This is a genomic window from Gracilimonas sediminicola, assembly GCF_024320785.1.
GTDB classification, from domain to species: Bacteria; Bacteroidota; Rhodothermia; order Balneolales; family Balneolaceae; genus Gracilimonas; species Gracilimonas sediminicola.
In genome coordinates this window covers 500,151-520,546 of record NZ_JANDBC010000003.1, presented here as the reverse complement: position 1 = coordinate 520,546, position 20,396 = coordinate 500,151, and the positions used below count along the sequence as shown (strand labels likewise).

Sequence of the window (20,396 nt, the reverse complement as noted above, 5' to 3'; positions counted from 1 at the left end):
TTTGGATAATTTTTCACCCAATACCCAGTTTTCAGTATTTCCGCCGGTAATTAAAAACCTTTTGATTATTAACGCACTGGCGTTCCTGCTCACCAAGCAGTTGTTTGGTTCCGGCTGGACTCCAATCGGTGCCGCAATTGCTCCGTACTTAGTCCTGAACCCGTTGGGAGAAGGCTTTATGCCGTGGCAGCTGGTAACCTATATGTTTTTGCATGCCGATCTCAGCCACATCTTCCTGAATTTGTTTGCTTTGTGGATATTCGGACAGGCTATTGAAAACCTCTGGGGCTCGAAACGGTTTCTCATTTATTATTTATTGACCGGAATTGGAGCAGCTATCATTCATATGTTTATTGGCGGATATTTCGCCTATACCTTAGGGGCATCCGGCGCAGTTTTTGGTATTTTGCTGGCCTTTGGGATGATGTTCCCCGACCGATATATCATGCTTTTGATTCCGCCTATACCGATAAAGGCAAAATACTTTGTGGGATTTTATGGGTTGTTTGAATTGTTCAATGGCTTGGCGATGCCTAACAGCGGAGTTGCACACTTTGCTCACTTAGGGGGCTTGGTGGTAGGCTTTATCCTGATTAAATACTGGGGACTTAAAAAACCGGAATACTATGGCTAACGGACCTTCTTTTTTTACCGGTGGAAATATGAATAGCGGCAACTACGATTCGTTTGGGAATGCTTTCAAACGAGGCTTTATGCGGATGCCGGTGGCTATCCGGACCATTATTGCCATTAATGCCGTGGTGTTTGTGATCCAAATGCTGGGAGGGCAGACATTGAATAACTGGGTGGTGCCAACCCTCGGCTTTGATCCATCTTTTCCGACCTTCTTAACCCAACCCTGGCGATTGGTTACCTACATGTTTCTCCATGGAGGGTTCTTTCATTTTTTATTCAATATGCTATGGCTTTGGTGGATGGGAAGAGCGGTGGAAGAAACATTGGGGCCGAGATCATTTACCGTGATTTATTTTGGAGCCGGAATATTGGGAGCTCTGCTTGATGCGGGTATTGCCCAGATATTCGGGACTGCGCTGGTAATTGGTGCCTCGGGGGCGGTTACAGGTATTCTGGTTGCTTTTGCGATGCTGTTTCCTACAGCTCCCATCATGCTGTTTTTATTTCCGCCCATTCAGGCCCGTTTCTTTGTGGCCGGATGGATTGCCATCGACATCTTGTTTCTTGGAAGTGCGGATGGGGTAGCCAGGCTTGTTCATTTGGGTGGAGCTCTGGGAGGATTTTTATTAGTGAAGGCGCATCAAAACGGAACGGACCTGAGTATGGTTATCCGTTACGTAGAATATATGTTTGGGAAAGTGAAACCGGCCGGTACATCCGGTTCCGGTTCTAAACGTCCGCGCAATAAGAATATGCATATTGTTCAGGATGCTGAAATTGTGGAAGAAATGGATCAGTCAGAACTGGATGCCATTTTGGAGAAAATATCAAAGAAAGGATATGATTCACTTTCTCAGGAAGAAAAACGAAAACTATTTGAATTAAGTAAGAAAGATTAGGGCATTATGTCGGCAATTAAGAGACGCAAATCAATACAGGTAATGGTTGGGCACGTACCCGTTGGGGGAGATGCTCCGATTGTGGTTCAATCCATGACAAACACCGATACAGCAGATATCGATGAGACGGCAGATCAGATTGAACATTTACACCGGGCCGGTTCCGAGCTGGTTCGTATCACCGTAAATAACGATGAAGCTGCTAAAGCTGTCCCACATATAAAAGAGAAACTGATGAACCGGGGAGTTACCGTTCCCATTATCGGTGACTTCCACTATAACGGGCACAAGCTACTGACTCAATATCCTGATATGGCCGAGGCGTTGGCCAACTTCCGCATTAATCCGGGAAACACTGGCACCAAAACCCGGGACGAAAACTTTACAACCATTGTAGAACAAGCCATCAGATATGACAAATCAGTTCGTATCGGGGTAAACTGGGGTTCACTGGATCAGCAGCTGCTTGCAGACAAAATGGATGCCAACAACGAATTGCCTAAACCAAAATCGGCTAAGGAAGTTATGTTGGATACCATGGTGGAAAGCGCCAAACGCTCATCTAAACTGGCCGAAGAAGTAGGACTTGCTTCCAATAAGATCATAATAAGTTGTAAAATGTCCGGCGTGCAGGATGTTATTACTGTGTACGAGCGTATAGCTAAAGAAGTGGATTACCCGCTTCATGTTGGGTTGACGGAAGCCGGAATGGGGATGAAAGGTATTGTAGCCAGTTCTGCAGCGTTATCTGTTATTTTACAACAAGGGATTGGAGACACCATCCGGGTTTCACTGACTCCACAACCCGGAGCAGATCGAGCATTGGAAGTTCAGGTAGCCCAGCAGATTCTCCAATCACTTAAAATAAGAAGCTTTATTCCGCAAGTAACCTCATGCCCGGGCTGCGGAAGAACCAAAAGCACCTATTTCCAGGAACTGGCTGAAGAAATACAGGATTATATTGTTGAATCTATGCCGGTGTGGAGGAAAGCTTATCCCGGTGTGGAAGAAATGGATGTAGCCGTGATGGGATGTGTGGTAAACGGACCGGGTGAATCCAGGAATGCAAATATCGGGATTTCTCTGCCCGGAACCTTCGAAGAGCCCAAAGCCCCTGTTTATGTAGATGGAGAACATTTCACTACGCTGAGAGGGGATAATATCGGTCAGGAATTCCAGGATATTCTGGATAACTACATTCAGAAAAATTACGGGAAGAAGAAAGCGGTAGAGTTTGAATAGATAAAAAACTTGTAAGCACTTTCATACATTCTCAGGATTTTGATCTCGGAAATGAAAAAAACTTACATTTTGATTTCATCCATCGAAAGAAGTGGTTAAAATTTCGAGATTATCTTTAGGTTAAAGAGCTGTTAATTAATTACTAATACTCAGCTAAATCACACCAATAAAATTGCCGGTTAGTCAACATTAGAAAAGCGGTTTTTTGAAAATAATCCTTGAAAATTTGTAAGCGCTTACATTACATTATATTTCAAGAACCGGAATAAATAATGTTGGATTAATGCGCTATCTCTTCATACTCTTTTTTAGCCTTACCACCGCGACTGCCTTTGCTCAATATGGGAAAATTCGTGGAGTAGTTACCGATTTTGAAACAGGGGAAACAATTATCGGTGCCAGTGTAATAATTGAAGGGACAACCAAGGGTGATGCAACCGATGTTAACGGAGAGTACATTATCACAGGTGTTGAGCCGGGCAGCTACAACTTGTTGGTTTCATACATTGGGTACAGCCAGACTACCGTACAAGATGTGCGTGTTTCCATTGATCTGACTACAGAAATTAATGTTGAACTTCGGGCTCAGGTATTGGAAGGGGAAGAGGTTACGGTTACCGCAGGGCGGGAATTAATCAGAAAAGATGTAACAGCAAGCCTTTCTTCAGTAACAAGCGATCAGATTGAAGCTATTCCCGTAGAAAATTTCTCAGAAGTTGTTGAGCTGCAAGCCGGTGTCGTTGACGGTCACTTTAGAGGAGGCCGTACCGGTGAGGTAGGATATTGGGTGGATGGAGTTCCCGTAACAGATGTTTTTGATGGCAGTCTTTCCGCCGGTGTTGAGAATAGCTCAGTTAAGGAAGTACAGGTGGTTACCGGTGCTTTTAATGCTGAATACGGGCAAGCCATGAGTGGAATCGTGAATATTGTGACCAAAGATGGAAGCAATAATTTTACAGGATCGGTAAATACTTTTTTGGGTGATTATGCTTCAACCCGTACAGATTTATACAGAGGTATAGGTCAGATTAACCCCATTGCTGTACGAAATCTTGAAGCAAGCCTTGATGGTCCTATCATTAAAGATAAATTGTTCTTTTTTGTGAGTGGCCGGTACTTTGGTAACGACGGCTGGTTCTACGGCCGGGAAGTGTTCGACTATAATGATGTCGGGATTAATTCACTCGGTCAGCTTGGGCTGGTTGATACTTTAGGCTCCGGTGATTCTTCATTAGTGAATATGAATCCCTATGAAAAACTGAATGCCCAGATGAAGTTAACCTGGCGTCCTGTTTCAGGGGTGAAGATTGCAGCTAATGCTATTTTTGGTGGAGAAGAGTTCCAAAATTACAATCATTCCGCTCAGTTCATGCCACAGTTTTCGCGGCAGGAGTTTACCAGGAATTACAGCGCCTACCTGAAAGGCACCCACACGCTTTCAAGCAATACTTATTATGATGTAAGCGTATCGAATACGTATAAAATGTATGAGTCGTACTTATTTGAAGACCCCAATGACTCAAGATATCTGCCGAATGATTATGCGGGATTCCGGGCAAGCAACATTACATCCAACTTTATAGTTGGGGGAACCGATAACGGACGCACCAGCCGGGAAACCAGCACGTTGATCGGTAAGTTTGATATTACCAGCCAGGTAAACAGCGCCAACCAAATTAAATCCGGTGTTGAGTACAGGTATCACACCCTTAAGTACAGCGATAAAACCTCTATCGTTAACAATCCTAATGGCGGGGTGGCAACCGTTTTTGTGAACTCGAAATATGATGTAAACCCTATTGAGATTTCCGGTTACATACAGGATAAGGTGGAGATCGGGAACCTGATTATTAATGCCGGAGTGCGTTTCGACTACTTCGATTCAAATTTCAAGGTATTTACAGACCCAACCGATCCTAATGTTGTATTTGAAGAGCAGCGTCCTGAGGATGAAAGTCAGGTATTTGAATCTTCAGAGCCAACCTGGCAATTCAGTCCCCGTTTAGGAATTGCTTTCCCGATTTCGCAGACCGGAGCTCTGCACTTTTCTTATGGTCACTTTTTCCAGATTCCAAACTTCAACCTGCTGTACCAAAACCCATTCTTCCGACTGGGAAGCGGGTCGGGACTTATTGGACTGCTTGGTAACGCAAACCTGAAGCCTCAGAAAACCATTAACGGTGAATTGGGATATAAGCAGGAATTAACCAGCAGTTCAGCTGTAGAGGTAACCGCTTTTTTCCGGGACATCAGAAACCTCGCGGGTACGGCCACCGATCCTACCGTTGTTGATGGTACCTCTGTGCGATATGGTATTGTAAAGAACTCTGACTTTGGTTTTATCAAAGGGGTAGTGTTAAGCTTCGAACAGGCGCTTTCAAGCGGACTCTTTTTTACCGCAGATTATACCTTTCAGATCGCCAAAGGAAATGCCTCCGATCCATCTCAGGCATACAACGCAGCGGCTGCCAAAACAGAACTTGAAAAGAGGATTGTACCTCTGGACTGGGATCAGCTGCACACGGTTAATCTGACAGCTAATTATACTTCCAGAAATGGTTGGGGATTTGGTGCTATTTTTAATGCGGGTTCCGGTTTCCCATACACCCCGGATTACACCCTGCGCAGTGGAACAACACCTCCATCCGTAAATCCATTAAACAGCCAGCGACGCCCGCCTAAGTACAACCTGGATTTAAACCTTACCAAGAACTTTGAAATGGCCGGCAATCAAAGGCTTCAGGTTTATGCCAAGATTGACAACGTGCTCGACACCGGTAACGAGCAGGGAGTGTTTTCTGATACAGGAACTGCAGAATATTCGCTCTACAGAAATGAAGACCTGAAAACGTTCAGGGGAGATATCCGATATCTGAATGAGAATTACGACCGACCTGATTTTTATAATGAACCGCGACGTGTGGTTTTCGGAGTCCGATATAATTTTTAATTGAATACCAATATGCATTCGTTTGATACTCAAAAAAGCATGAAAAAATTTACATCCAGCTTAGTTTTTTTATTTGCGGTCCTGTTTTTTGCGCAGGATTATGCAACCGCTCAAAATGTGCCCGACTTCCTTAAAGATCCACAATACCGCTCCAGCCGGGAGTACCGAAAAAGTGCTGAATCGGATGGAAATCGCGTGTGGATTACCTTCCACAATACCGGTCTGTTAGGTGGCGTAGGTGAAATTCGAGGACAGTGGCCGCGCGGTTCGGATGTGAATTACATCGGTGATGTATCTCCGGTAATCTCTTTGGAAATTCCGGTTGATACCAATGGTGATGGAGAAGCAGACTCATTGGTTCAGCACTCTGTTACAAACTTTGGTCCACGGGCAGGGCAGGGTATTCGTCCCGGCCAAACCCGTTTCTGGGGTTTTGAGCCTATGGGAGGTTTTGCAAATGATGATGGCGAAAACGACCGACCGGCAATCAGTGTGGATGAATCGACCTGGCCGAATCGCTGGCCCGATCAGCCTACCTGGATAGCTCCCGATGGAAGCCCGGAGTGGAATGGTTTCTTTGGCCGCGGTATTCAAAATGCTGACTTCGAGACGTATTTCTGGACCGACGATCACAATGACAAGTATATGAACGATCTGGCCAACCAGGGGGAAATTTCACCCTTCCAGCCAGACAGTACCGATCCTTCCAGGGATGGACAGGGGCTGGCTATGAGCGTGCGTGGCCTTCAATGGTCTCAGTTCCTGGCTCAGGACGCCATGTTTTATATCTACGAATTGACAAACACCAGTACCACGACCTATCCGAGGGTATCTGTCGGTTTGGTTGTAGGTACAGCTGCCGGAGAAAGTGCCGTTACCGGTTCAGGAGATACGCAGGATGACCTGGCTTTCTTTGATCAGGCTAACCGAATTGTGTACTCATGGGATGCCGATGGAACCAACAACGACGGTAACGACGTGGGATATGTAGGGTACGCCTTTATGGAAAGTCCCGGCGACCCTGAAGATGGTATTGATAACGATGGTGATGGCGATCCTAATGAGTTAAACATTGACGGATTCCCTTATATTGACCCATCCCTTGCCGGACAAGGTAACGTGTTTCAAAGTCAGGATTTTCAGCCTCGCACTTTAAGTGAAGGCGATCCCATTATTTTGATTGATCAAGAGACAGGCGAACGCTCGTTTGTATTCCTGGGAAGCGGAACTACCACGGTAACATCTCAGGGTATAGAGTATCAGCTTTCTCCCGGAATGACTCTTGAAGAAGTAACTAAAGAGGTTCAGAACCGAAACGAGACGATTACAGTAACCGAGAAGAATCTTATTGACGATGACCTGGATGGATTGATTGATGAAGATCAGCTGCTGCACTTTGAGCGACGCCAGCAGGAAATTACCGGTGGCATTCGCTTCCTTCCTGCATTGTATTACAAAAATTACCTCGGTTTTGCCGAAGATGTGGGTAATGGTGCACCAACCCGCCAAGATTCTATCACCCATGGTCTGTTAAACCCTATGATTGATGAATCCGGTTCGGACGGAATTGACAACGACTCTGACTGGAACCCGCTTACCGATGATGTGGGTGCAGATGGTGTATCCGGAACCGGTGATGCCGGTGAAGGAGATGGCGTACCCACCGTTGGTGAACCCAATTTTGAAAACCTTGATGTGGACGAGACAGATCAGGTTGGTCTTTCAAGTTTCTATTATTTTACACCTCCGGGTGCTGTTCGCCTGAATGAAGACTCCCAGGTTTGGGATGCGATGTCTCCGGGCTTCTTCACCCCAAATAATCAGCTTAACGAAGACAGGCAGGCTGGTGGTGTAGATGGTGACTTTATCTTTAGCTCGGGATATTTCCGACTTGAACCGGGCGAAACCATTCGATTCTCACTTGCCCTGGTATTTGGTGAAGACCTTGCCAACATCACCAACAACGTGCAGACTATTCAGGAAATCTATAACCGGAATTATAACTTTGCCCGTCCGCCTGAAAAACCAACCCTTAAAGCAGCCGTTGGAGATGAACGGGTTACCCTGTACTGGAATAGTATAGCCGAAGAAAGTATTGACCCGATTTTAGGACAGGATTTTGAGGGCTACAAAATCTTCAAAAGTACCGATCCCAACTTCCTGGATCCGGGCCGTATTACAGATGCCTTTGGGAATGATGCTCTTTTGGAGCCGATCGCACAGTTTGATCTGGATAATGGAATCAACGGATTATGGCAGGCAGCAGAAGACACCTCAACCGGACAGAACGACCCGACTTATGTGTACAATCCCGATCTTGCCGATCGTGTACGTGGCGTTCCATTCTATTTAGGGGATGATACCGGCCTTAAACACTCCTTTGTTGATACCAATGTTGTGAACGGACAAACCTACTATTATGCACTTGCTGCATACGACAGGGGAAGCATCGATTTTTATCCCGCTGAGAATAACTTCTCGGTAACTATTCGGGATGATGGTTCCACGGTAACAGATATTAATGTTGTTGAAGTTGAGCCAAACACACCTGTTCTTGGTTTTCAGGCCGGATCGGTTGTTGGAGATGTAGGCCACCCACAGGGTAATGCAACCGGTGATGTATTTGTGGAAGTACTGGACCCGGTATTCCTGAAGGAGAATGCAGAGTATGAAGTACGCTTCCCGGGGAATACCTACCCGGCAACAACCTATTCTGTGGTTAACAATGGCGACATCATACTTTCCGATGTGCCACTTTCTGATTCAGAATCGAATATTTTTGACGGAATGAGACTGGCTTTCCAGAATGATGAAACCCGTATAAATCAGGACGAATCAGGCTGGGCAGACGATGATTCCCTTAAAATTGATGTTCTGGTTCGTGATGGAACGTTGAGTAACAGTCCGTTTTGGCAGTTTACCGCTCTCGAAGCTCCATATGATTATGAAATTGAATTTTTTGATCAGGATGTTGCAACCTCTCTTGATACGGTGAATGGTACCGGACCAAGTGCCAGAAATACACCGGCTGTGGATGTCAACTTCACCGTAACCAATACCGTTACCGGAGAAGAAGTGCCATTCGCTTTTGATGAAACCCAGGGCACTCAGGACGGAAGACTGGGCGATCGTGAATTCGTCTATATCTACGACAGCTTTGGTGATTCTCTAAGCCCGGTTTTTGAATTCCGAATTGTATATGAAACAGTGCTGGGACAAGGGCGCGTGCCAACCGGAGACCTGCCGGAAGCCGGCGATATTTATGAAATCAAGACGTATAAGTCTTTTGGTTCCAGTGATACCTATTCGTACACCACCAAATCATCTAACGTAGATAATGAGTCAGCTAAAGACAGGCTCGATCAGGTAAGAGTGGTGCCGAATCCATATGTAAGCGCAGCCAGCTGGGAAGGGAAATTACCGCCAACTATCACAAGTGGGCGAGGGGAACGCAAAATTCAGTTCCAGAATGTACCCGAGGGTTCAACGATACGAATCTTCACAGTTAGGGGGGAACTGGTACGTGAACTTCAGCACGATGCTTCCATCGATCGCGGATATGTTGACTGGGACTTGCGCACAAGAGAAAATCTTGATGTGGCGTATGGAGTCTACTACTATCACCTGAAGGCTCCGGGCGTTGGTACTAAAACAGGAAAAATTGCACTTATTAAATAATGAAAGGTCAAACAATGAACATAGTTAAGGCAGTCAAGTACTGTTTGTTGTTAGCAACCAGCGTGGTTTTAGCAGCGAATGTGCAGGCACAAGATAAAGTTGGAACTACAGCCGCCGCTTTTTTAAGTATTTCGTCTGGCGCCAAGGCTACGGCCATGGGTGGTGCATATGTAGCTATTGCTGATGACGGAAGCTCCATGTTTTGGAACCCGGCAGGCATGGCACAGCTCGAAAACAACACGGTGACATTCTCGAACATGAACTGGTTCCTCGACTCCCAGATTCAGGATGCTTCGGTAGTTATAAATGGGGGTAATCTTGGTAATTTTGCCCTTTCCGTACGCGCCATCGATCACGGTGAAATTGAGGTGAGAACCATTGAGATACCGGAAGGAACCGGAGAGGTGTTTACCCCGACTAACCTGGCTGTTGCTGTTTCTTATTCAAGATTTATCACCGACCAGTTTTCTATCGGAGCCAACACCAAGTTTGTACAGGAAAAGATCTGGAATGAGTCGGCCACCGGTTTTGCGGTTGATCTCGGCGTATTTTACCGTACGGATTTCAAAAACCTGAGAATTGGGATGTCGATGACCAATTTCGGAAACGAAATGAAAATGTCGGGTGATGATCTGAGGCAAGCCATCGATATTGACGAAAGTATAAATGGGAATAATGACCGGCTGGAAGGGTATCTCGGTACCGATTCCTGGCCAATGCCGCTGCTGTTTAAAGTAGGGGTTGCCATTGATGCCCTGGATATTGAAAGCCATAAAGTTGAGTTAGCCATTGATGCTAAACACCCAAGCGATAACTCGGAAAGTATAGATCTGGGAATTGAATATGGGTTCAATGATCTGTTGTTTTTGAGGGGAGGATACCGAAGTTTGTTTTCCACTCAGATAGAAGATCAGGGACTGACCGCAGGATTTGGCCTGAAGTATGATTTTAACGGGATAGGCGCCAATTTTGGAGCGACCTATATGACCCATGAGTATTTGGAAGATCCCATTCTTTGGACCTTACAAATAGATTTTTAATAAGAAACTGCACACGCAGAAACAATAACAATAAACATAGGAGCAACTATGAAAAAGGTTACAACCTTATTCAGTGCTGTACTTTTCGCCCTTTTAGGGTTTGTAAATGTACAGGCACAAGAAGCCCTTATTATTTCTGAGTACATAGAAGGCTCAAGTAATAACAAGGCGATAGAGCTATTTAATGCAAGTGGTGATACACTAAATTTAGATGACTACCAACTTGCACAGTCGGTAAATGGTGGTGGCTGGGAGTATTATCATACATTTCCAACAGGAGCCAGTCTTGCACCATACCAAACATATGTTCTTGCAAACAGCTCAATCGATTCAGCACTATATGACACTACAATGGCTGATGAAGTACTAAGCTACCCAAGTGCTGTTCATCACAATGGTGATGATGCACGTGCTGTCATCCATATTTCAGGAACAGACACAACAATTATAGATGTGTTTGGTGACCCTGACAATGATCCCGGAAGTGGTTGGGATGTTGCCGGTGTATCAAACGGTACCCAAAATCACACCTTGGTACGAAAGTCTAACGTATTTAGTGGTAACACTACTGCTTTAGCCTCTTTTGGAACCGATGCTGCATCTTCAGAATGGATTGTTAAAGATGAGAACGACTTTTCTGATCTTGGAATGCACACATTCGGCTATGAAATCACATTCCAGGCTGATATGAACGATATCATTGACTCCGCTGCATTCGTGCCGGGAGAAGATTTTGTTACTATCCCCGGATCAATGAACGGCTGGGATACTGCTGCTGATACTTTAACAGACAGCGATGAAGATGGTATTTATACCAAAGCTCTCGTTCTGTCGCCAGGCGAATACGCTTTCAAATATCACATCTATTCCAATTCAGGTAGAATTAATGGTGGATATGAAGGCCGAAATGATAACCGAACCTTTACAGTAAGTATGGATTCTACCCTCGGAGCGGAAATGCCTGAGTTTGATTACGATGACTTAAACAACGCTACTTTTGGTGAAGTTGAGTTATTCTTCCAGGTAGACATGTCTATTCAGGAACTGAACGGAAACTTCGACCCACAAACAGAATCCGTTTCTGTTACAGGTGCATTTGAAGCTGACTGGAGTGCTGGAGAATACAACCTCACTGAGTCTCAAACCGAAGGTATCTACGAAGGTTCTGTTACTTTCAGTACCGATAAACCAATCCCAAGTACCTACGCATATAAATTCACTATTGTGAATGATGATGAATCTGTAACATGGGAAAGTGGTGATAACAAAATGATCACTGTTACTGAAGAGGGACTGTTTGAAGGCCGATACCTGGCTCAGAACGCACCTGATGGTAACATCCCTTACTTCGATGGAATTACACCTAACGATGTATTCTCTGAAGATACCGATGTTGTATTTGAGGTAGATCTTCGTGCAGCTTACTACCACCTTGCAGATAGTTCAGCACTTCCTGCTGATGTTCAAGCCGGTGGTGGACAGGATTCAACCATTAATTTCCTTTCCGGTAACGGACCATTGTTGGCCGGTGGATGGGAAGATTGGGGCCCAGTTCTCGGTGGAGCTGAAGACCTGAAGTTTAATGACAGCGGAGAAGGTAACGACGCAGTTGCCGGAGACTCTCTGTGGACGTTAACCAAGTCTTTTGTAGCCGGAGATGCCCGTGTAGGTGCCTTCAAATTAGGTATCAACGGTTATGATAACGAAGCCGGCTTCGGAGCTGACCACAATGTTCGTATCGGCGGTTCTAAAGTAGAAGTAGTATTTGGTGGATTTGTTCGCGGAGATTCTGTTTATGATGATCTGTATGACGAATACATCCTTGCTACTACTGAAGGACCAGTTGTAGTACGTAACGGTGGTAAAGGTGATAACGATGTAGTTGTTTCTAACGAAAACGAAGATATCACTACTACACCGGAAGAATTCTCACTGAGCCAGAACTATCCAAATCCATTTAACCCGACAACAAACATTAACTTCACGTTGCCATCTGCAACTCAGGTTACGTTGACGGTTTACAATATTCTTGGACAGCAAGTAGCTCAATTAGTAAATGGCCGCATGACAGCCGGACAGCATACTGTTCAGTTCGATGCGTCTAAACTTGCATCTGGAATGTATCTCTACCGAATTGAGGCAGGTACATTTACCCAGAACAAGAAAATGATGTTAATCAAGTAGATTGATTACTCGATAATAAGTCTTTATTCGCAGGTACTTTGACCGGTGCCTGCGTTTTTCTCAATAACACACTCGATTTGCCAGCAACTATATACGATATCGCCAAAAAAGCAGGTGTAAGTATTGCCACGGTTTCCCGTGTATTCAATAACAGCGCCAACGTGTCTGACAAAGCCAAAAAGAAAGTTCTGGCTGTGGCAGACGAAATGGGGTATCACCCGCAGGCATTTGCACAGGGACTCGCCAGCCGTAAGAATAATACGGTGATGATTGTAGTACCCGTTATCTCGAACTATTTCTTTATGGAAGTACTGGGAGGGATACAGGATAAGCTGAGCGAAGAAAATTACGAGCTTAGCATCTTCAATATTTCCCCGAATAAAGATATTCAGGAGCAGGTAGAGCACGTTCTTAAACGCAGGTGGGCAGAAGGATATCTCTTCATTTCCATTCACCTGAACGATAAAGACTGGAGCAAACTCCAGAAGTATAATGTCCCCATAACCCTTGTGGATGAACACTACGAAGGATTTGATTCTGTGAGTGTTGATAACGCCCAGGGTGCTTACAGGGCTGCAAAAAGCTTGTTTAAAAATGGATACCAACGGGTGGCCATGCTTTCTGCACTGGAGACGTCCAAGCCCATCCAGGATCGAATTTTGGGTTATAAAAAAGCCTTGAGCGAATTTGGAATAGCCTTTGACAAAAACCTGGTAATTACCGGTGATACCATGTACCGGGACGGGTTTACCGAACGGGCCGGCTATGAGGCTATGATTAAAATTCTGACTATGGATCCGATGCCGGAAGCCTGTTTTTGTGCCTCAGATATTCAGGCCGTGGGAGCACTCAAAGCCATGCAGGATACCGGCAAACAAATTCCCATAATCGGCTACGATGATATTGAACTGGCTGAATATATGGGCCTTTCCACCATTCGTCAGCCTATGAGAGATATGGGCTTTTTTGCCACTCAAAACCTTATTGAGCGGATGAACAAACCGGACAAGGCTATCTCCCAAACCATTTATACACCGGAATTAATTACCAGAACTTCCACCGAAGTAAACGGAAAGAAAATTGACGCTTAACCTAAGCTCCATGAAGTACTTGAAGTCAATATTATTGCTGCTCGTCTTTTTGTTAACCCAAAGTATATCTGTAGCCCAAAGCACCATTGACGTCACCTTTCGCTACTACCCAAACGATGATGCCGTGAGGGCTTTTGTTCCTGGTGAGTTTAATAACTGGGGAAATAACAGCAGTGGCCGGATCAGTACAACCGATGGTTCTTTAATGGAGGAAGATCAGGCCAACGGGTTTTGGTATAAAACCATCAGCCTGACAGTTGGCGGCGGTAACTCAACCTATGAGGGCCGATCAGGATATGCTTATAAATTTCATGAGCAGTACAATGCCAGCGGCTCGGAATGGCAGTGGTTCACCGATCCGCTAAACGATATTGCTATCGGAAATAACAATGACTCATTCATCGAAGTAACAACTCCGCTCATTTTTCAGCTTCAGCCTTCCAATAACCAAATTGTGGGAGAGGAAGATGAAATCTGGGCAACCGTTGCCTCAACCGATAGCGACCCCATTGACTTGAATGCTTCGGAATTTATAGTGAATGGAACCTCAGAAGGCTCATTTGCCGGAAAGTATGATACCGAACGGCAGTTATTTTCAATTACGGATTTATCTTCTGCTTCACTAACGGTAGGGGAAAACACCATCAAACTGGTAGCCGTAACCGAATCGGGTGCTACACGAACTGATTCGGTTACCTTTGCCTATCTCCCGGATGTGAGCCCTGAAAAAGCCGATCGCCCTCAGGGTCTGCAGGATGGGATAACCTACAGTCAGGACGGTACCACAGCTACGCTTTCCTTATTTGCCCCGGGCAAAGATTACGTGTTTGCGCTCGGGGATTTCAATGAGTGGAAGGTAGATGAGAATTACCTCATGAAAAAGGACTCACTGAATCCCGACAGCGTATGGCACTGGATTGAAATTACCGGATTAACCCCCGGTGAGGAATATGGCATGCAGTACCTGGTTGATGGCGAACTGCGGATTTCGGATCCCTATTCAGAATTGGTGCTCGACCCGTTTAATGACCAGTATATTCCGGAATCTACTTTTCCAAACCTTTTAGCCTACCCGTCAGATAAAACCCAGGGATGGGTAACTGTTCTTCAGCCGGGGAAAGATGAATACCAATGGGAGGCAACCGATTATCAGCGACCGGAAAAAACCGAGATGGTGATTTACGAATTACTGATCCGCGATTTCCTTTCAACAAAAAACTTCCAGACGTTAACTGATACGCTTGATTACCTCGAAAACCTGGGTGTGAACGCCATTGAGCTGATGCCCGTCAGTGAGTTTGACGGTAACCTTAGCTGGGGATATAACCCGAATCATCACCTGGCTCTCGATAAATTTTACGGCACACCAACTGCTTTTAAAAAGTTTGTGGATGAAGCCCACAAAAGAGACATGGCTGTCATTTTGGATGTGGTAATGAATCATGCCACCGGTGCAAATCCGCTTTATCAGCTTTATGGAAATGATGACGACTATTATTTTAATTCACAGCCTCGGCATGCGTTTAACGTATTCAACGATTTTGATCATTCGTATTCCGCGACTCAGTACTACACAAAACGGATGATTGAGCACTGGATCAATGAGTATGAAATTGACGGATTCCGCTGGGATTTGACCAAAGGCTTTACTCAAAATTGTACCGAAAGTAATGGTTCGTGTACCAGTGCGTATCAACAAGATCGGGTTGACCTGTTGAAAAAATACGCCGACTACCAATGGGCGGCTGATCCTGATTTTATTGTGATTTTTGAGCATCTGGGAACCGAAAACGAAGAAAAAGAGTGGGCCAACTATCGGGTTCATGAAGGCAAAGGAGTAATGCTTTGGGGCAATATGAATTTTGCCTACGGAGAAGCCTCCATGGGGTACAACGAGAATGGTAAGTCCAACTTGTTTGGGGTGCTTTCCGCATCAAGAAGCAGTTTTCAGCAACGGCATCTTGTCGGGTATATGGAAAGCCATGATGAACAGTGGCTGATGCTGAAAAAGAAGAAATTTGGGAATTCTTCCGGTAATTATGACATCAAAGATTTAGGAACCGCACTGGCTCGCCAAAAGCTGGTAGGTGCATTTTTCTTCCCGATGCCCGGGCCAAAAATGATATGGCAATTCGGTGAACTCGGCTACGGATGGGGCGAAGACGAGTGCCTGAAGCCCGGCGGCAGTTCTAATGGAGATTGCCTGGCCAGTGATCCGGGAAGAGTAAGCGAGAAACCCATCCGGTGGAATTACTACGATGATAACGAGCGGTTGAAAGTATATAAAACATGGAGTTCGTTGATCAACCTCAGAAAAAGCAGTCCGGTGTTTACCAATCCTGATGCTTCTTCATATAAACTTAGTGAAGCCATTAAAATATATGTTCTGCAGCATGATGATTCGGATGCATTGGTAGTCGGGAATTTTGGAGTTACTGAAGCCGATGCAGAGGTGACTTTTCCGGCATCCGGTGAGTGGTATAACTTCTTTGAGGGGACTTCCATTACCGTAGGTGATCCAAATATGACGTTTACGCTTGCTCCCGGAGAATTCAGGATTTATACCACCCGTCAGTTTGAAACTCCCGAAGAAGGATTGCTGACATCTGCCGAGAACGCATCAGGCGATGATCTGCCGGATTCCTTTCGGTTAAAACAGAATTACCCGAATCCCTTCAACCCAAGTACCACTATTGCCTTTGATGTAGCCAAAGCGGGGGTGGTAAAGCTGGAAGTATTTGATGTATTGGGGCGAAAAGTGACGGAGCTTGTGAACGGAAGAAAAGCCGCCAGCTCTTATTCTGTGAGTTTTAATGCAGATAATTTAGGCAGCGGAATGTATATCTACCGTTTGCAGGCAGGGGAAAAGGTTTTCACACAAAAAATGATGCTGGTCAAATAATATCAGGTGTTCATGATGAATAAGATTTTAAAGTTTACAATAGCAGCATTAGCCTTATGGGCAATGGGGTGTTCTTCTTACATAGACGCACCGAAAGACTCACAGATCATCGGGCAGGCTTCGCCCATTAGTCTCGAATTTGATAAAACCACCATCATAACAGCCGATTACTTTATTTCTCCCTCACTCATCGATTCCGTTGTTGTGCCGGCTTCACTGTCCGCAGCTTTGTCTCAGGACAGAGAAGAGGTGGTTTTATCAGGTTCGTTAGACAATCCTTTGGACGTTATGACTTTTTGGGTGGATGGCTATGGATACGATATCCTCCTCAAAAAGTCGAATCAACAGGAAGTCACTATCACTTTTGACCCGGAAGGTAAGCAGTATGAAACGGTTCAGCTAAAAGGTGAAATGAATAACTGGAATCCTGCAGCGGCTCCCTTTACAAAAGAAGAAGGCGTCTGGAAAACCACGATGCTGGTGAATGAAGGAGTCTATCAATACATCCTGATGCTGGATGGAAAGGAAACACCGGATCCGGCAAATCCCAATACCGTAAGCAATGGTATGGGAGGAACGAACTCCGTTCTGACTGTCGGGGATGTGGAGGCTGAAAAGCCCATGCTGGAAACTTACGACCACTCTGAGCCGGTGGTTTATCTGAAAACCCCGGCCATAGAAAACACGATTGTATTCTGGGAAAATTACCAGCTGGAAACACGCTATAAAGACAACATTCTCAGTTTTGAGATACCTGCTAACGCTCAAAGTATGGAGCGGTCACATATCCGGGCCTGGACTTACGAAAATGGCCGGCTTTCTAATGATGTATTAATTCCACTGAGCTACGGAAAGGTAATACGGGATACCGAAGAACTTACCCGCCACGATAATCACAACTGGAATATGTATTTCGTGCTAATTGACCGCTTTAAAGACGGTAATCCTGCGAATACCCGAAAAGTGGACGATCCTCAGATTCACCCTAAAGCGAATTATTACGGGGGCGATTTTGCGGGAATCACCCAAACCATCCAAAGCGGATATTTCAAGGATATCGGGGTGAATACGCTGTGGCTTTCTCCCATCACCCAGAATCCGGAAGATGCGTATGGCTTGTGGGATAAAGGAGGGGTGACCACGACCTTCTCCGGGTATCATGGCTACTGGCCGGTGTCATCATCCAAAGTGGACGACCGTTTTGGTACGGAAGAGGAATTCAGGGAGCTGCTGGATGTAGCCCACCAAAACGGGATGAATGTGATTCTTGATTACGTAGCCAATCACGTGCATGAACTTCACCCTGTATATCAGCGAAACCCGGATTGGGCAACCGAGCTTTATTTGCCGGACGGGCGGCTGAATACAGAGCTTTGGGATGAGCAGCGACTCACCACCTGGTTCGACACCTTCATGCCTACACTGGATTTTTCCCGGGAGGAAGTCATTGAAACAATGACGGATTCTGCACTCTATTGGGTGAAAGATTTTGAGCTGGATGGATTCCGCCACGATGCCACCAAACATATTCAGCTGGAATTCTGGAGGACGCTCACCCGCAAGATCAAAGACTCCGTAACCGTACCTACCGGAAGACAAATTTTCCAGATCGGAGAGACTTATGGAAGCCGTGAGCTGATTGCAAGTTACATCAATTCTGGGATGCTGGATGCCCAGTTTGATTTCAGTTTGTATGATGCCGGACTGAATACCTTCGGGCAGGGTAACTCTTTTGAAGGACTGGAAACGCAACTACAGGAAAGTTTTAACTATTACGGTTACCACAACCTGATGGGCTATATCTCCGGAAATCACGACAAAACCCGGTTTATCACCTTAACAAGCGGGGAAGTAAGCTGGAGCGAAGACGGTAAACTGGCCGGCTGGACCCGGGAAATTGAAGATCCTCAGGCTTTTGCCTACGACCGTTTGAGCATGTTTCATGTCTTTAACCAAACCATTCCGGGAATTCCGGTGACGTACCAGGGCGATGAATACGGACAGCCCGGAGCCAACGACCCGGATAACCGCCGATGGATGGAATTTGAGGAAGACGAGCTCAGCTCACTGGAACTCAGGAACCGGAGCGTGTACAGCACGTTAACCGACCTTCGCAACACTGAAATGACCCTGACATATGGCGACTTTCGATTCCACACCGTTACAGAAAATACATTGGCGTATTCCAGAGCATATTTCGAGGAGCAGGTAATTGCTGCCTTCAATAAATCAGATCAACAGCAGGTGGTAGAGGTGCTTTTGCGGAATGAATTTGATTACTCAAACCTGGAAGCCCAATTCGGAAACGATTTTGTGATAGAGGACGGGGTACTCAAAGTAACCCTGCCATCAAACAGTTTTGAAATACTAATTCTATAAGAAAACTAAGTTCATGAAGAAATTTATAAACAACCTGCTTCCGGTTTTACTGGCACTAAGTGTGATTGTTGGCGGTTGCAATCAACCCAAACAAAATTCAGACAAAGCTACTGTAAGTTCGGTAGAGCAGCTGGAATGGAGCAAGAATTCCAGCATTTACGAAATTAATGTCCGCCAGTATTCGGAAGAAGGTACTTTTGAAGCCGTTCGAAAAGACCTGCCGAGAATTCGGGAAATGGGCGTTCGTATTTTATGGCTGATGCCCATTCACCCCATTGGTGAGAAGAATAGAAAGGGGCCGCTCGGTAGCTATTATTCAGTTCAGGATTATAAAGACGTGAACCCGAACTTTGGCACCAAAGCCGACTTTGCCCGCTTTGTGGATGAAGCCCATCAATTGGGTTTTAAGGTGATTATAGATTGGGTGGCTAATCATACCGCATGGGATAACCCCTGGACCGAAAACCCGGAGTGGTACGAATTGAATGAGGAAGGAAACTTTATGCCTCCAAGAGGTACCGATTGGTCTGATGTAATTCAGCTCGATTATGAGAACGAAGAAATGCGGGCAGCTATGACCGACGCCCTCGAATACTGGGTGCGTGAATTTGATATTGATGGATACCGATGTGATGTGGCAGGTATGGTTCCGACCGACTTCTGGAAAGAAGCTATTGATTCTCTGAACACGATTAAACCGGTGTTTATGCTGGCTGAAGATGGCGAGCCTGAATTGGTAAAAGAGGCTTTTCATATGAATTATGCCTGGCAGTATGCGCATACTATTCGTGAAATTGCAGCAGGGCATCAAACATTTCAGGATTTGGATAGCCTGATGCAGGCTTCCGAAGCCAACTTTCCTTCCTCTTCCTACCGCATGTATTTCACCTCCAACCACGATGAGAATTCATGGAATGGAACTGATCCACAAATGTATGGGGATAATTTCGAGAACTTCGCGGTACTTTCGGCAACCATCGATGGAATGCCGTTGATTTATAACGGGCAGGAATCAGGATTAGACAAGCAGCTTGAATTCTTTGAGAAAGACCCGATTGAATGGAAAGAGTATAAGTATCAGGATTTTTACACAACACTTGTAGGCCTGAAACGAGATACTCCCGCTTTGTGGAATGGAGATTTTGGGGGAGATCTGGAGTTTATCCGGGTTCCTGAAGGCTCAGAAGGAGTATTAGCTTACAAACGCCAAAAAAATGAAAGTGAAGTTGTTGTGGTTCTCAATTTCAGCAGCGATCGGAAAAGTGTACCTCTTTCAGAAGTAGGGGTTGATGAATCGTACACCACCTACAATTCCACCAGTTTAATGGTTACCTCGCAAGAGATCAGTTTCGGCCCCAACCAATGGGTTATTTTTGTTAAATAATTAATCATACA

The 20,396-nt window shown here is 45.4% G+C and carries 11 protein-coding genes; all 11 read left to right on the top strand.

The genetic code is table 11. From position 1 onward, the window contains the following. The first annotated feature begins 1 nt into the window (after nucleotide 1). The 11 genes from NM125_RS15265 (at nucleotide 2) to NM125_RS15215 (ending at nucleotide 20,385) form a co-directional block, all read left to right on the top strand. On the top strand, nucleotides 2–634 hold the full coding sequence (locus NM125_RS15265) for a rhomboid family intramembrane serine protease (protein WP_255135845.1): 633 nt from the start codon (nucleotides 2–4) through the stop codon (nucleotides 632–634). Next, nucleotides 627–1,535, top strand: coding sequence for a rhomboid family intramembrane serine protease (locus NM125_RS15260; RefSeq protein ID WP_255135844.1), 909 nt, complete (start codon nucleotides 627–629; stop codon nucleotides 1,533–1,535). Before NM125_RS15265 ends, NM125_RS15260 begins: the two co-directional genes overlap by 8 nt. Nucleotides 1,536–1,541: 6 nt before the next feature. Beyond that, entirely contained in the window at nucleotides 1,542–2,777 is a 1,236-nt protein-coding gene (ispG, locus tag NM125_RS15255; RefSeq protein WP_255135843.1) for a flavodoxin-dependent (E)-4-hydroxy-3-methylbut-2-enyl-diphosphate synthase, read from the top strand. A gap of 283 nt (nucleotides 2,778–3,060) precedes the next feature. Beyond that, nucleotides 3,061–5,727 (top strand): TonB-dependent receptor, encoded by a 2,667-nt coding sequence (locus tag NM125_RS15250; RefSeq protein WP_255135842.1) that lies wholly within the window; start codon nucleotides 3,061–3,063, stop codon nucleotides 5,725–5,727. Between the two features lie 39 nt (nucleotides 5,728–5,766). After that, nucleotides 5,767–9,405 carry a fibronectin type III domain-containing protein gene (locus NM125_RS15245; protein ID WP_255135841.1) on the top strand — a complete coding sequence of 1,213 codons (3,639 nt, stop codon included), beginning with the start codon at nucleotides 5,767–5,769 and terminating at the stop codon, nucleotides 9,403–9,405. Nucleotides 9,406–9,419: 14 nt separating this feature from the next. Beyond that, a complete protein-coding gene (locus NM125_RS15240) occupies nucleotides 9,420–10,445 on the top strand; it encodes a PorV/PorQ family protein (RefSeq protein WP_255135840.1) in 1,026 nt (341 codons plus the stop codon). Between the two features lie 48 nt (nucleotides 10,446–10,493). After that, nucleotides 10,494–12,629: a T9SS type A sorting domain-containing protein gene (locus NM125_RS15235; RefSeq protein WP_255135839.1), complete on the top strand. Its 2,136-nt coding sequence runs from the start codon at nucleotides 10,494–10,496 to the stop codon at nucleotides 12,627–12,629. Between the two features lie 77 nt (nucleotides 12,630–12,706). Next, nucleotides 12,707–13,720, top strand: coding sequence for a LacI family DNA-binding transcriptional regulator (locus NM125_RS15230; protein WP_255135838.1), 1,014 nt, complete (start codon nucleotides 12,707–12,709; stop codon nucleotides 13,718–13,720). A gap of 10 nt (nucleotides 13,721–13,730) precedes the next feature. Then, complete coding sequence (locus tag NM125_RS15225; RefSeq protein ID WP_255135837.1) at nucleotides 13,731–16,622, top strand: alpha-amylase family glycosyl hydrolase; 2,892 nt, start codon at nucleotides 13,731–13,733, stop codon at nucleotides 16,620–16,622. Between the two features lie 12 nt (nucleotides 16,623–16,634). Next, complete coding sequence (locus NM125_RS15220; RefSeq protein WP_255135835.1) at nucleotides 16,635–19,001, top strand: alpha-amylase family glycosyl hydrolase; 2,367 nt, start codon at nucleotides 16,635–16,637, stop codon at nucleotides 18,999–19,001. Between the two features lie 13 nt (nucleotides 19,002–19,014). Further along, complete coding sequence (locus NM125_RS15215) at nucleotides 19,015–20,385, top strand: alpha-amylase family glycosyl hydrolase (RefSeq protein WP_255135833.1); 1,371 nt, start codon at nucleotides 19,015–19,017, stop codon at nucleotides 20,383–20,385. Nucleotides 20,386–20,396 lie beyond the last annotated feature (11 nt).

Bases quoted from the DNA above. Each gene is read 5' to 3' on its own strand.
- NM125_RS15225 (WP_255135837.1), top strand. From the start codon at position 13,731: ATGAAGTACTTGAAGTCAATATTATTGCTGCTCGTCTTTTTGTTAACC.
- ispG (WP_255135843.1), top strand. From the start codon at position 1,542: ATGTCGGCAATTAAGAGACGCAAATCAATACAGGTAATGGTTGGGCAC.
- NM125_RS15220 (WP_255135835.1), top strand. From the start codon at position 16,635: ATGATGAATAAGATTTTAAAGTTTACAATAGCAGCATTAGCCTTATGG.
- NM125_RS15240 (WP_255135840.1), top strand. From the start codon at position 9,420: ATGAACATAGTTAAGGCAGTCAAGTACTGTTTGTTGTTAGCAACCAGC.
- NM125_RS15245 (WP_255135841.1), top strand. From the start codon at position 5,767: ATGAAAAAATTTACATCCAGCTTAGTTTTTTTATTTGCGGTCCTGTTT.
- NM125_RS15235 (WP_255135839.1), top strand. From the start codon at position 10,494: ATGAAAAAGGTTACAACCTTATTCAGTGCTGTACTTTTCGCCCTTTTA.
- NM125_RS15260 (WP_255135844.1), top strand. From the start codon at position 627: ATGGCTAACGGACCTTCTTTTTTTACCGGTGGAAATATGAATAGCGGC.
- NM125_RS15250 (WP_255135842.1), top strand. From the start codon at position 3,061: ATGCGCTATCTCTTCATACTCTTTTTTAGCCTTACCACCGCGACTGCC.
- NM125_RS15215 (WP_255135833.1), top strand. From the start codon at position 19,015: ATGAAGAAATTTATAAACAACCTGCTTCCGGTTTTACTGGCACTAAGT.